The 12,785-nt window shown below is 50.0% G+C and carries 13 protein-coding genes; 2 read left to right on the top strand and 11 right to left on the bottom strand.

The window, feature by feature from the left end; translation table 11 throughout:
* From BP822_RS04485 to BP822_RS04450, 8 genes are all read right to left on the bottom strand, one after another.
* A partial coding sequence (locus BP822_RS04485) for a tetratricopeptide repeat protein (protein WP_286877816.1) occupies positions 1 to 487 on the bottom strand: 487 nt, incomplete at its 3' end.
* A gap of 117 nt (positions 488 to 604) precedes the next feature.
* Positions 605 to 1,294: a class II glutamine amidotransferase gene (locus BP822_RS04480; RefSeq protein WP_013718130.1), complete on the bottom strand. Its 690-nt coding sequence runs from the start codon at positions 1,292 to 1,294 to the stop codon at positions 605 to 607.
* A gap of 314 nt (positions 1,295 to 1,608) precedes the next feature.
* A complete protein-coding gene (locus tag BP822_RS04475) occupies positions 1,609 to 2,016 on the bottom strand; it encodes a DUF1699 family protein (protein WP_013718131.1) in 408 nt (135 codons plus the stop codon).
* Positions 2,017 to 2,237: 221 nt separating this feature from the next.
* Positions 2,238 to 3,209, bottom strand: coding sequence for a 5-methyltetrahydropteroyltriglutamate--homocysteine methyltransferase (locus BP822_RS04470; protein ID WP_286877815.1), 972 nt, complete (start codon positions 3,207 to 3,209; stop codon positions 2,238 to 2,240).
* Positions 3,210 to 3,230: 21 nt separating this feature from the next.
* The gene (gene thrC / locus BP822_RS04465) at positions 3,231 to 4,580 is read right to left on the bottom strand and encodes a threonine synthase (protein WP_286877814.1); all 1,350 of its coding nucleotides are present in this window, start codon (positions 4,578 to 4,580) and stop codon (positions 3,231 to 3,233) included.
* A gap of 58 nt (positions 4,581 to 4,638) precedes the next feature.
* Entirely contained in the window at positions 4,639 to 5,499 is an 861-nt protein-coding gene (locus BP822_RS04460) for a CBS domain-containing protein (RefSeq protein ID WP_013718134.1), read from the bottom strand.
* The gene (locus BP822_RS04455) at positions 5,496 to 5,933 is read right to left on the bottom strand and encodes a universal stress protein (RefSeq protein WP_273271677.1); all 438 of its coding nucleotides are present in this window, start codon (positions 5,931 to 5,933) and stop codon (positions 5,496 to 5,498) included. The genes BP822_RS04460 and BP822_RS04455 overlap by 4 nt, the downstream gene beginning before the upstream one ends.
* 21 nt (positions 5,934 to 5,954) lie before the next feature.
* A complete protein-coding gene (locus BP822_RS04450) occupies positions 5,955 to 7,055 on the bottom strand; it encodes an amidohydrolase family protein (protein ID WP_286877813.1) in 1,101 nt (366 codons plus the stop codon).
* A 97-nt stretch (positions 7,056 to 7,152) separates the two neighbouring features.
* Here BP822_RS04450 and BP822_RS04445 point away from each other — a divergent pair, with 97 nt between their 5' ends.
* Entirely contained in the window at positions 7,153 to 7,815 is a 663-nt protein-coding gene (locus BP822_RS04445) for a 2,5-diamino-6-(ribosylamino)-4(3H)-pyrimidinone 5'-phosphate reductase (protein ID WP_286877812.1), read from the top strand.
* A gap of 124 nt (positions 7,816 to 7,939) precedes the next feature.
* Here BP822_RS04445 and BP822_RS04440 read toward each other — a convergent pair whose 3' ends face one another.
* Positions 7,940 to 8,197, bottom strand: coding sequence for a hypothetical protein (locus BP822_RS04440; protein ID WP_286877811.1), 258 nt, complete (start codon positions 8,195 to 8,197; stop codon positions 7,940 to 7,942).
* 128 nt (positions 8,198 to 8,325) lie between these two features.
* Between BP822_RS04440 and BP822_RS04435 the strand changes: the two genes are divergently transcribed.
* Positions 8,326 to 8,520, top strand: a complete 195-nt coding sequence (locus tag BP822_RS04435) for a hypothetical protein (RefSeq protein ID WP_286877809.1) — start codon at positions 8,326 to 8,328, stop codon at positions 8,518 to 8,520.
* 295 nt (positions 8,521 to 8,815) lie between these two features.
* Here BP822_RS04435 and BP822_RS04430 read toward each other — a convergent pair whose 3' ends face one another.
* Both BP822_RS04430 and BP822_RS04425 read right to left on the bottom strand, forming a co-directional pair.
* Positions 8,816 to 10,231 carry a pentapeptide repeat-containing protein gene (locus tag BP822_RS04430; protein WP_286877808.1) on the bottom strand — a complete coding sequence of 472 codons (1,416 nt, stop codon included), beginning with the start codon at positions 10,229 to 10,231 and terminating at the stop codon, positions 8,816 to 8,818.
* Positions 10,232 to 10,777: 546 nt separating this feature from the next.
* The coding region (locus BP822_RS04425; RefSeq protein ID WP_286877807.1) for a HEAT repeat domain-containing protein at positions 10,778 to 12,785 on the bottom strand (2,008 nt) is incomplete at its 5' end.

Below are 12,785 nucleotides of genomic sequence, written 5' to 3'. Positions count from 1 at the left end.
GGTAGAGGGCCTCTTTGTAATTCGGATCCAGAGCAATGGCACCATCGAATTTTGCCACTGATTCCTCATACATCCCCTGCAGCTGAAGCAGACGGCCCTCCCGATACCAGTAGTTTTTGCTTTGGTTATTCAGCTCTGTAGCCTTTGAGGCAGCGATGGTGGCATTGGAATAGCTCTTTACTGCCATATATGACTCCGCGATGCCCGACCAGGCAGCTGCATTGCTGCCGTCCAACTGCAGAGCGTTGTAATAAGACTGGATCGATACATTGTAGTCTTTCAGAATCCTCTCCGTATCCCCTTTATGGACCCAGGCATTTACGTAGTTTGGGTCCTGAGCCACTGCCTGATTGAAATAGGCGAGAGCATCAGTATAATTTTTCGCTGCGTAGAGCTGTGACCCCTTCCAGTCGAAGTATTCAGTCTCCTCCGCTGCGCATATGCCGATAAAAATAATTATACACATCAAAATGCCTAACAACTTCATGATTTTGTCCTCCGTGATTCGCCAATTCTGATCATCAGATCGGCATTGTCCTCTATAGAAGGCTGGCACCATAATAAAAAAGTATTGCGGTTGTAAAGAGAATATTTTTTAACAAGCCTATTCCTCCTCGCCGTCGATAAGATTGCGCAACACCAGCTCCTTTTTGCAGGCTACGGCCACATCGTTGTTCTGCAGATAGATCATCTTGGGAGTCCATTGCAGGAGGACTGATGCATCCGATGCGAATATGATTCCTCCTTCCGCCACGCCGACAACGAGAGGCAGATCCTTTCTGAAAGCCACCAGCCTGCGGGCGTCCGGAGAGATCACCAGCAATGCATAGCAGCCCTGCAGCCTTTTGAATGCATCCATACAGGCAGCGATAAAGCTACGACCTGCCTTTAGGCCCTCTTCTATGAGATGGGCGATCACCTCTGAATCAGTGCTACTGGTGAAGATATGGCCCCGGGAGAGGAGCTCCTCTTTGAGCTCCTTATGGTTCTCAATTACGCCATTGTGAACAATGGCCACCCTGTTCTTGCAGTCTGTATGAGGGTGAGCGTTGGCCACGCATATATGCCCATGTGTGGCTCTTCTGGTATGGGCTATGCCGATGTTTCCCTCAAACTCCTTTAAAAGGTCATCAATAGCTCCATCCAGCTTCCCTACAGATTTTGCGATAAACAGCCGGTCAGATAAGGTAGCTAAGCCCAGAGAATCATAATCCATTGATTCCAGGTTCTTAAGTCCTTGGAGCAAGATGGGCTTTGCCTCTTCCTCTCCGATGTAACCAATGATCCCGACCATTCCCCGCCATCCAAGATTAATACATTATATTAATTTTGTTGCTTGTTTCTGACATATATTTGCCGTTGCGACTTCGCTCGTGCTCGTCCGATCCCTGCCATGGAGACTGGACGCAAAATTTATCTGTGAACTGCGATGGAGAATATGCCTGAAAACATGCGTACGCATCATCCTTTAGGCTCTGCATGAGAAAGCTTGTGCTCTCATATCCCTGTTCTTCCTCGGAGCCTCTGCTTTTTCTGGCAGGCTGAACTATTTGAAAAAGAGTTATGCTCCGAGCTGCGGTTTTTTGGATCCCGTCAGCCTGGATGAGATTAGGCCATCACCTGCTCTTTTAAGATATAGCGAATGAGATCCTCTGAGAGCTTGGTCTCTCTCTGCAGCTTCCTCACAGTCTCTTCAATGCTGTTTCCTTCGGACATGAGGGTGGAGATCCGGTTCACTATCTGCTCTCCAATGGCATAATACTCGTCGATGTCCTTGCGGTGGCCCCATACATCTCCCTTCAGGAGCTGAACTCCCTGAATCTCCAGGAACTGCTGAGCGGCCCGGGACATGGTCTCATGGTAAGATGGTGGTATCTGAACGGCGCGCAGACGGGGACATGACTGCACCAGATTCATCACATCCATGTTAGAGGCCCTGAAAGCTAGATGAACCAACTGCTCATTCCTGTTCAGATCTGTGATCTCCTTTTTTGAACTTACTACCCTCAGCTTCATGATACATACCAATGCTCTTAAAATATTTATAGATAATGGTAATCATAGTAATCCATAATTAGATATACTGAGATCAGAAATTGAATTAGGAAAATATTTATGCTCCGGAGCAAAAGCGCTCAGATAAATGTTAAATTGTTCTATGTGTTTTTATGATAAGAAACAATTTATATTTTCACAACAGCAATTGCCTGGCAAATACTGAAGGTCCAATACCACAATCAAGGATGCTCAGAGCGAAAAAAAGCAATAGCTGCAGCGCAGTTGCCCAGAATGCTTCCAGCCAGCTCCTGGCTTGGCCAGGGCCCCAATCCGCAGTCCGGGCCAGTGGCAATTAGCCTATCGCCGAACTGGGCATAGGCCTGATCCAACCTGCTCTTCATGATAAGAGGCGATTCCAGGCTGGTGATCTCCCTTTCCAGACGGGGCAGATCTTCCCATAGATTTACTTTATATCTATCATTAAGCTGGGCAGATAGAGAGAAGATATCGGTGCGAGCGATTCCCGCCCTCAGATATGTCCCAGTATCCTCCAGGACCTCCCTCTCGATCAGCTTCAGGTAATCAGGATGAGCCGCTGACTCGACTCCTAAGATATCTATCCCCGAGACGTGCGCGCACAGCTCGGCATAGAGAGGTGAGTGCAGGTGCACCTCGCAGTGCATTCCCCGACAGGGGCGGCTGGCGATCTCCAGAGCCTCCTGAATCTCCTCCTCAGAGAAGATGATATTGGAGTTCAGGCCCAAGCTCGGCTCGTCCAGTGAGGCGACGGCCATCTTTCCCTCATCCTTTGCCCATTGCAGGAACCTGGAAACGCTCTCTGCCAGGGTATAAAGAATATCAGTGTAATGCGTCGCCGCAAAAGCGGATATGTATAACTCAACCGGTCCCGTGACGCAGACCCGCACCTTCTGACCGGGAGGGACGGCCTGTAGCTCCAGTATCTCCGCCTTTTCTCTCCGGATCAGAAAGGGGCTTTCAGTCATATCCGGATCCTTGATGGGGTCCATGAACATGCGAATCATATCCCGGAGCTGAGGATAGGTAGGAATCTCCACCCCGGCACGGATCTTCTCGGCCAGAACCTGGCCTACGAGTTGCAGATACCGATCCCTGGAAAGGCCATCCAGCCTAACTCCCCTGGGCAGGGGATAGCTGCCGATATCATCGAAGAATATTCTCTCCTGCTCCATCCTATTGCCTCCAGTAATCGATCAGAAAAAGCCCTTCAGATAATCCTTCAGTGAAGCGTAGCTGCCATCCATCTTCAGGAAGTTCTCCTCTTTCTCATCGAGACTGGCCATGGCTGGAGGAAGAGAGGGATTCACCCCTGTAAGGCGCACAATCTCATCCGGGAACTTGGCCGGATCTGCCGTCTCCAGGGAGACTGCGGGGCTCCAGTCTCCGAATTCTTTCAGATACCTCACCAGCCCCGCCCATCCCACCGCCCCATGGGGCTCGAGGAGGACTTTGTACTGAGAGTAAGCCTCTCTGATGGTCTGGCGGGTCTCCTCATCGCTGATAGATACGGCATAGATCTCCTCGCGCATGGCGGAGAGGTCCGGCTGCCTGGCTACCTGTCCGGTCTCATCCATTTGGCCGCCGTAAAGGGAGAAGAGCCGGGCAAGGTTACTGGGATGGCCGACGTTCATGGCATTGGAGATGCAGTTCCTGCTGGGCCGGATTGGCTCATAGACGCCGGTCTGCATGAAGCGAGGAAACTCGTCGTTCTCATTGGTGGCCGCCACGAACTTTTTCACAGGAAGCCCCATCTTCAGAGCGATAAGACCGCCCATCAGGTCGCCGAAGTTTCCGCTGGGAACAGAGAAGACCACCTCCTCTCCTCCGGGTGCAACCCGAGAATGAGCATAGAAGTAATAGACCGCCTGGGGCAGCAGCCGGCCGACATTTATGGAGTTGGCTGAGGAGAGCTCGAGTCCCTTGAGCTCCGGATCGACAAATGCCTGCTTGACCAGGGCCTGACAGTCATCGAACTTGCCGGTTACGGCCAGAGGATAGATGTTCTCGCCAAGTGTGGTCATCTGCCGGCGCTGCCTTTCCGTAACCTCCCTCTCCGGAAAGAGCACTATCACCTTTATATTCTCCAGGCCATAAAATGCATGCGCTACCGCAGAGCCGGTGTCCCCAGAAGTGGCAGTTAAAATAATCATGCTCCTTCCCTCCTCTTTGAGGAAGTACTGCATCAGCCTGCCCATCAGCCTGGCGGCAAAGTCCTTGAATGAGCAGGTAGGACCCCGATCCAGCCGCAGCAGGTACTTGCCGTCATAGACCCGCTCCAGGGGAACCTCATAGCTGTAGGCGTCTTTTAGCATATCCTCTAGAGCCGATTCTTCCACCAGGTCGCCGAGATATGGCTTGATGACCTGGTATGCGATCTGATGATAGCTCATCTGAGGAAAATTCCGGATGGTTTCCGGGGAGAGAGAAGGGAACATCTCGGGCATATAGAGCCCCTTATCCGGGGCCTGGCCAGCCAGGAGAGCCCCTTTAAAGTCCACCCTATCCAGGTGGCCGTTGGTGCTGAAGAACTTGATTAGAGACATAGTCCTTTGTGGTTGGGATGGCCTGATCTTTAAATCTTCGCCATTTGACCGATTGAGTTCAAGCGCTTGATCTTTCGCAATAGTCCACCAGAGCTCTCAGGATATCGGTATCCTTGAGCATTCCCATCAGCTTGCGGCTCGTTTTAACCACCGGCATCTGATCGATCCGGTTCTTGCGCATTACAGCAGCGCAGTCGCTCACCTTGTCCGTCTTGAATGCCGTCTTTGGCGGGACCATTGCCTCGCGTACGGGTATATCGCGCAGCCTTATCCTGGAGACGGTGTAATACTTATTGATGGTTCGCATCACCCGGTCCCACATCCAGGCATCCTCTCCCCCGTCTGCGGACATGTCCGTCTTCTCCACCGAATCCTCGATGACGCTGGCCTTGATTAGATCCCTGTCAGAGATCATGCCCACCAGCTTCAGGTCGGTATCTATAACCGGACAGGCCTCGACAGCCGCAAACTCCATGATCGATCCTGCTACCGGCAGGGGCATCTCGCTCCAGAGTACAACCGTTTCCTTCTCCAGGTACGGCTCTATGCTCTCCTCTATGTTCATGCCCTCTGCCACCCGGACGATGTCCGCCACTGTGACCAGCCCCACCAGCTCTTTGCCCTCAACCACAGGAAGGCGCCTTATCTTATGCTGGATAAGAAGCTTTGAAGCCTCAACTATGCTCCTGTCCGGGCTTATCACAACCGGATCGCGGGTCATGAGCAGAGCAGTCTGGTCCTCCTCCCGATTGCGGAGCAGATCGGATCGGGTTATGATCCCCACCACCTCTCCTTTCTTCACCACCGGCAGGCCGGAGACCTTCCGGTCTTGAAGGGTCTTCAAGACATCGTCCCTGTTTCCGGGGATCTCGGCATAGGCGACCTCCCGAACCATCACATCTCTGACAAGAATCTTCAAGACTCTTCCCTCGGAACAGTCAAAACGGGAATCCTGGAGTTGCGTACCACCTTCTCAGCCACGCTTCCCAGGAGGAATTTGTCAAGGCCAGTGCGTCCCACAGCGCCGACGATGATTACATTTGCCCCCTTTTTCTTAGCATAGCTAATGATCTCATCGCTGGGATTGCCTTCCACAACTGCTCCATCGAAGTCGACGCCATTCTTCTCTGCCAGCTCCTGGACCTGTTTTATCGCTTCCTTTCCCTCTTTGAGCAGAAGCTCTTTGATGCTGAACAGCAGCATATCATCAGGCAGATGAGCCGTCCTTTGAGTGTCCGCCACATAGACGGCAAAGACCTTTCCTCCTGAGATCTTTCCCAGTTCCACTGCTACTTTTGCCGCTCTCAATCCGTGCTCCGATCCATCGGTTGCCGCTAGAATCTTCTCGAACATGATCCACCCCAATAATTAAAGCTAGAAGATCGCTAATATATCAGTTGGCTCGGCCCTCCGCACAATGCTGCGGAGAGGATGAGTCGATCCCCAAAGGTTGTCTGAGCTTCCGTTGATGACCATCACCTTTGCCTCTTTTCCTTCCCTTATGGACCCGAGCTTCTGATCAAGCCCCATTATTTCAGCGCCATTTAGAGTGCACATCTTAAATACCTGTCTATCGTCATGCAGCAAAGCCCTGCTGATCAGATGCATCTCCATGAACATATTCGGGGAGTTGAGCATCACATTGTCCGTCCCCACTCCAACAGTTATCCCCAGTTCAATCATCCTCTTCACATTTGGAAGGCCTGAGCCGGTGATCAGATTCGACCGAGGGCATATCACCAGGGGAGTGCCCATTCCGGCCACAGATCTGAGGTCAGACTCCTCTGCTCGGCTCATATGCACCAGATGATCGGGCAGAAGTGAGAAGGCATCCGGTATATCGTCTCTGGCTGACTCGCCCGCATGGATGGCCACCGCCTTGCCCGCCCGGCGCGCCTCTAAGACCATTCTCTGGATAAGGCTGGGATCGAAATCCCTGGTGCTGCTTATTCCCAGGCCATAGCAGCCTTCCGGCGTCTCCGTCTTTCCCTGTGCTGGCCGGCCAAAGACGCGCACGAGGAGGGGCATATCCTTCGCCGCCTCCTGCAGCATCCTGACTCCTGCCTCGCCCCCCTCGCGAAAGTCAGCAAAGGCATAGGTGCCCGAGTCCACCATCTGGGCCAGGCTTCTTCTCATGCCCTCAATGAGACGTTCACGCGGCGTCTCACTCAGCAGGCTTATTTTCAGGCCTTTTGGGCCGACGAGCTCGGAGAGGGGGAGGAATGGAGGATCTTTGAATGCCGAGTCGCCCAGATGAATGTGAGAATTGACGAAACGCGGGCAGACTATCCCCTCAAAATCGGCGTCAACCTGCCCGGTGCCCGCTTCCTTTATGATTCCGTCCCGGATGCTGATGTAGCCCTCAATGGGCTGGAAATCATCGCCATAGATTATGGTTCCCTGCAGAATGAGCTCATCCTGTTTGAGCCTGGCTGCACCAGGCGGAGCTACTTTGGGCTTGGCGATATTTGACATGGCTATGGTTATAAGACGAGGCAATGTATTTAGCTTCTCATAGTAGAACAAAAGGATCAGAATAAGAATACGGCGAGAATATGACGGCGGAGATCATTTGAACAGGCCATTTGTTTTCATTAACAGCGCCATGAGCGCGGACGGCAAGATCAGCTCAAGAGACCGCAGACAGATAAGGATCTCGGGCAAAGAGGATCTAATGAGGGTAGATGAGCTGCGGGCTGCAAGCGATGCCATCATGGTGGGGGTGGGGACGGTTCTGGCAGACGATCCCGGGCTGAGGATCAAATCCAGGATCTTGCAGGAGAAGAGAACGGTTATGGGGCAGTCGAAAGAGCCCTTCCGAATTGTGACGGACAGCAACGCTCGAACTCCGGCCAATGCAAAGATCCTCGGGCCTGGGTGCATGATCGCAGTATCCTATTCTGCCCCTGAGGAGAGACTGGATAGGCTTCGATCTGGCTGTGAGATAATCAAATGCGGCACCGAGATGGTGGACCTGCCAGGGCTCATGGAAGAGCTGCATAACCGGGGGGTAAGGCGCCTTATGGTGGAAGGCGGCGCTCGACTCAACTGGTCGTTGATCGAGCATGGTCTTGTCGATGAGATTTACATCTACATAGGAGGGCTGATAATAGGGGGAGAGAGGGCACCCAGCCTGGTAGATGGCCCTGGATTTCGGAATTCCTTTCCCAGGCTCAGCCTCCAGTCTGTTCAGAGGCTGGATGAGGGCCTCCTGCTTCAGTGGAAGCTTCATTAAAGGGTTCACCGAAAGCAGCTCTGATATTATGAAGACGATTTCGCAGGGTTGGTAGTTCTTCTCCAGGTCCTGGAAAATGTTGGTTGCGGCCTGTTGGAGCTGGCTGCGGGATTTGACTTTCATCTCAGGCCACCGCCTTCTGTTCTGCAAACCGGGTCCTCCAGTTCCGGCAGATTCTGGAGCCGTTGTGGGCCTGCGCGGGGAGCCGGTTCCGGCCACAGTGGGGACAGGTCCTGAATTCGGGGGTCATCTGCACGCCTCCGGCCTTGCGGACGACTGCGAAGATGAGCTTCGTCCTGTCGGCCTCTGGCACATCCTTTAGCACGCGGTCGATCGCTCGGTCGCATGCTTCAGATTCGCTTATTTTCTTGGGTCGTCTCATAGATCACACTTCTAATAATATCTATTACCTTCTAGTATAAATAACTACTTCTTCGTATAATCAACTAAAAAACATTACAACAAAATAGGATATAACTTTATATACTAGATGCAAGTATAATGAGTTATATGAGAGCCATAAGAAAAGTCGCTAAAAGCGGCCAAATATCGCTCACTCCGGAGATTATTGATATTATGGAGATTGAGCCAGGTGATTATATTGAATTTGACGTGATTAGAGTCGTGCGAAAATCGAACGCAAAAATGGAAGGGAGCAAGCTTGAAAACCCTCTGATGCCCACTCCTGAGCCCATTCTCGCTTGAGACGGTAGGTGCGAACTACGATGTCTCAGGACAATGCTAAGCTAGCAGAGGCTATAAGCTTGCCGGATGCCCCGGCTTTGCATTTAAAGTCCCTTTTTAGGGGAACTTTGGTTGCAGCCTTGTCGCGATTTATTGCCATGATCTTGCCTTCCCTGACAAGCTGTCCATGGTTGGTCAAGGCTGCAGATCTCATGTCCTCGTATCGTCTCAGCTTGCTCCTATCCGTCTTGCCGCCATGGTTCACAAGGATCCAGAGGACAATACGACCCCCGTATGGCAGAATGGCCGTTGATCATCATCTCATATATTTTCTGGCAAACGTAGCAATGAATCCTGCCCACAAAAGTGTTCCGATTATAGTTTGTATCATTGCAGCAATTTGAAATGCGGGAATAAGCTTATAACCATCACTTGCTGGATTGATGATAGCAGCAATATATCCTGGGGCAATGGAAATGGCAAAACTAACTTTAATGTAATCTGGCCAATAAGCAGCTCCAATTATCGCGTTTTCATACCAATAAAAAAGGCCGAATAAAACAACAAATACCCCCCATGAGATCATGAGCCTTTTTGGATTTACTCCATAAGCAAAAATATACTGAACAAAACATAATTCAAGTACATCATAAAAGAAGAATTTCCAGAAAGACCAAGCATCTGTCTTTAAACAATCCCATAAGCTGAGTCCGCTATTACCTCTGATACCTTTCTGCCTTCTTCTTGCGTCCATTTCTCGAAAAAAATGATAATCAGCTTCTTCTTTTTTCCCTTGATCATTAAAAATCTTTTTGGCTTTTGCGCAGGCTGCTTCTTCGTCTTTGGGGAATTTGAACGAAGAATCCCTAAAATTGAAAGACTCTCCCAAAAAACGAGTATCCATAAAAGATACGATGCCTTGAAATGTTGCATTACTAAAATCCACTTTCCTTTCAAATAGCGCATCCATGAATGTTACGTTATAAACGAAGATAGACCCAACGAAATTGGCTGCCTTATAAAATTTTGCACCTAAAAATGGCGTGTATTTATAGAATTTTGCCTTATCAAAGCTTGCTTCATTTAAAAAAATTGTGCCATTAAAATGAACTGCATTTTTAAACCTTGCCTCTCCAAAGTCCGCATATACGTTTATTATTGAATTATCAAATTTGGACTCACCAAAAAATTTTGCTCCATTAAATGTTACTCCACGCGAAAATCGGTTTGGTTCGATTCCGAACCTTGCATTGATAAAATCAAAATTTTTACAGGCTACAATTCTATGGAAATCTGCATGTGTTTTGAACTCCACGCACTTAAAGATAGCTTCTTCGCAGAATTTCGCTCCTTGAAAGCACGCTTGAAAGAAAACCGACTGCATAAATGATGTTGGACAGCAGAAAACTGTGCCACTGAAGTCAGCAGGCTCTTGAAATATGGTTCCCGAAAGTTCTATAGAACTAATAAAAATAATATCATTACATTTTATCGATTTGATTATTGAATTGGTAATTTTAATTATTGATTTTATAACTTTTTTATTTTCTGATATACCTAAGGTTCGTTGATCTTCATTGGTTATGGGAATCGTCTTCTGTTGAAGATTCAAATTACTCAAATCCAAATATCCATTAACAATGATCTGATTGTACTCTACGAGGTCTCCTTTTTCAATCTTGTCCAGAATCTCCTTTGGATTAACTTGCTGCATGGCATCAAATATTCTCATACATTATATAATCACACTCACTGCCAGAACTGAAATCAGTGCTTAGCCTTGGTCTCTTCCTGTCTTGGCTGTAGGGATAGCTGGCGGATCGACTCTTTGATTGAGTGAGCTGCACTACATGGTCGCGAAGAAGGAAAGCCGTTTCATCCTCTTTTATATTCATAGTCTTTCAGAGCTTATCTGCCTCAGCCCTGGCCGCGGCCAACCTCCCTTTCAGGCCTCTCCAGATTCTTGTCAGCCGGCTTTAATTCAGGCCGGAGCTTATTAGCCCTAGCCTGTGCCTGCGTGCTTCAGTTCTGGTCCCTCCTCGGTGAGCTTTAGGTGTGTTATCTTCCGCCATGATTGCTCCTTTTCGGTGCGAAGTTGCACCAGCTAGCGGTTCATCTCCTCGGGATTTGAACCGCCAAGGTGCAGATCTAAGAGACAATGCAGCAAGCTGTGGATCTTGATAGCTGCTCAGAAATGCCACCAACTTCTCTACCGCCAGCCCAGAGAAGAAGTATTTGAATGAAGAATACCGAACTTCCAGATCCAATGCGAAGATATTCACAAATCCTCCCTTCTAGCGAAAGGCGGCAGGGGCAGCCCGTCACCAATCCATCCCATTACAAACGCCGCGGCCGCATCAGATGCGTAAGCCTTCCAGGCATCTCGCTCTTTTCTGCCTTTATTCTTTCCTTTGGCGCGAGGCAGATCCGAGATCCCCCGGATCATCATGAATCTTGTTGGAATTCCCTGGCTTCCGGCCTGCTCTATGGCTGCAGCCGCCCCAGCTCCTTCCATCTCCACAGCATTTATCCTGGGCCATGTTGTGAGCACCTGGGCGAAGAAGTCGTTGCTGGGATCGTCCACCACCTGGTCTCCTGAAGCAATCTCGCCCCTGACGACCTGGGGCGTGCATTCCCTGGGAGGCTCTGCCCCGATGAGCTCCCGCCAGCCATCGGAGAGGGCATAGGCCATTGAACCAGTTAGTAGCGCCTGGTCAGCTCTGTAAGTCCAGTTCGCCCGCGGCTTGAACTCTCTTTCCAGCTTGCCATATTCATAGCCGTAAATGATATCAGCAACAACAACATCCCCCAGTCTGGGACGGGAATTCCTCTCCTTGGGATCGGGCAGTCCTCCAGCAATCCCGCAAAAGATTACATATCGCGGCCTCCAGAGCTGCACTGCCTCTCTGGCCGCCAGAGCACCTTCTGTGGTCCCGGCCCGGCCGATCATACCCACTGCTATTTTATAATCTGCCTTGAGACCCTGGCAGGAGACCTTCCCGAACTTCCAGGCATAGAGATTTGGTAAGGAGCCCATGTTTTGGGGCGGGCCGAGTTCGGACAATCGATCCCGGATGCTGCGATACTCCTCTGGCAGGATGGTCAGGATGACCACATCTGCTGATGGTGGAGCTTTATCTGAAAGAACTGGGCTAAGACACAGCAATGCATCCTTAATTTTATTGAGTTTCTCGGGAAACACAAGCTCATGTTCAATCTTCTTAATAATTCCACAGACCTGTTCTCTATCCTCTGGAGGCAGAAGCTTGCAGAACTTCATTAGTTGCCAAATAATTATTTTGCTATTTTCTTGTATGCTGGAGAGGTCATCTGCGGAAAGAGCCTTTGCTGCCTTTTGAAGTTCAGTACCTGGGGCCTCATATACAGTCCCAGAACCACAAGTGATCTCCCCGATTTCTCTGGCTTTCTTTTGGATCTCAGCGATTGAGGCCTTTGTTTTTTCGTCAAGGATTAGACTGCATTTCCTCATCAGCTTGACTGCACCAGGAGCGCTCTTTTCTGCGGTAGCCATGTGACTGGCTGCTTTGTTACAGTACCAGTGATAGACAATGATCTCATCTTTGATCTCTTCCACAGATCTGCTCTTAAGCCTTTGAGACCTCTGGAGGGCCTGGGCCAGGTTCTCGACCGCTTGGATAAGCTCATGCTTGCTCTCAGAGCCGCCAACGGCATCTTTAGCCTCTGCAAGGTATCTTTGGACCTCGTCCTCCTTAGCCTCCTGGAATGTTATGGCAAAATTCGAGCGATAAAAAGGGCCGCAAAATTTGGCTGGGCCATACTCAAACTCCTGAGACGATTTTTCGAAAAACACTATTGCAGCCTCTAGCTCCTTTTTCATTGCATCTTTATCAGCTGCTTCTGTGGCCTTAAATATAGTTGCCATCCCTAGAGAATGATAGGCTTCCATTCGCACGTATCTATTTTCATCCTGAGTGAGCCTGTGTAGATCCTGCCAAGCCAAATTTTTGTCAGGTACCTGGTTGAATGCAGCTCCAATAGCTTCTGCAGATTCCGATCGCAAGCCGCTATCTTCATCTCCCGTCAGCCTGTGCAGATCTTGCCAGGCTAAATTTTTGTCAGGTACCAGGTTGAAAGCCCCTCCCATAGCTTTTGCAGCTCGTCGTCGCACGTCTATGGTTTCATCCTGAGTCAGCCTGTGTAGATCCTCCCAAGCCAAATTCTTATCAAGTATCTGGCTGAATGCTGCTCCCAGAGCATTTGCCGCTCCCATTCGCACATCGCAGTCTTCATCTCCCGTCAGCCTG

The sequence above is a fragment of the Methanosaeta sp. UBA458 genome (assembly GCF_002496085.1).
In the GTDB taxonomy this organism is placed as follows: Archaea; Halobacteriota; Methanosarcinia; order Methanotrichales; family Methanotrichaceae; genus Methanothrix; species Methanothrix soehngenii.
This window is presented reverse-complemented; position numbering and strand designations above follow the sequence as displayed.

Coding starts and splice junctions, on each gene's coding strand:
- BP822_RS04480 (WP_013718130.1), bottom strand. CDS start 1,294: ATGGTCGGGATCATTGGTTACATCGGAGAGGAAGAGGCAAAGCCCATC.
- thrC (WP_286877814.1), bottom strand. CDS start 4,580: ATGTCTCTAATCAAGTTCTTCAGCACCAACGGCCACCTGGATAGGGTG.
- BP822_RS04475 (WP_013718131.1), bottom strand. CDS start 2,016: ATGAAGCTGAGGGTAGTAAGTTCAAAAAAGGAGATCACAGATCTGAAC.
- BP822_RS04470 (WP_286877815.1), bottom strand. CDS start 3,209: ATGGAGCAGGAGAGAATATTCTTCGATGATATCGGCAGCTATCCCCTG.
- BP822_RS04440 (WP_286877811.1), bottom strand. CDS start 8,197: ATGAGACGACCCAAGAAAATAAGCGAATCTGAAGCATGCGACCGAGCG.
- BP822_RS04455 (WP_273271677.1), bottom strand. CDS start 5,933: ATGTTCGAGAAGATTCTAGCGGCAACCGATGGATCGGAGCACGGATTG.
- BP822_RS04450 (WP_286877813.1), bottom strand. CDS start 7,055: ATGTCAAATATCGCCAAGCCCAAAGTAGCTCCGCCTGGTGCAGCCAGG.
- BP822_RS04435 (WP_286877809.1), top strand. CDS start 8,326: ATGAGAGCCATAAGAAAAGTCGCTAAAAGCGGCCAAATATCGCTCACT.
- BP822_RS04430 (WP_286877808.1), bottom strand. CDS start 10,231: ATGAGAATATTTGATGCCATGCAGCAAGTTAATCCAAAGGAGATTCTG.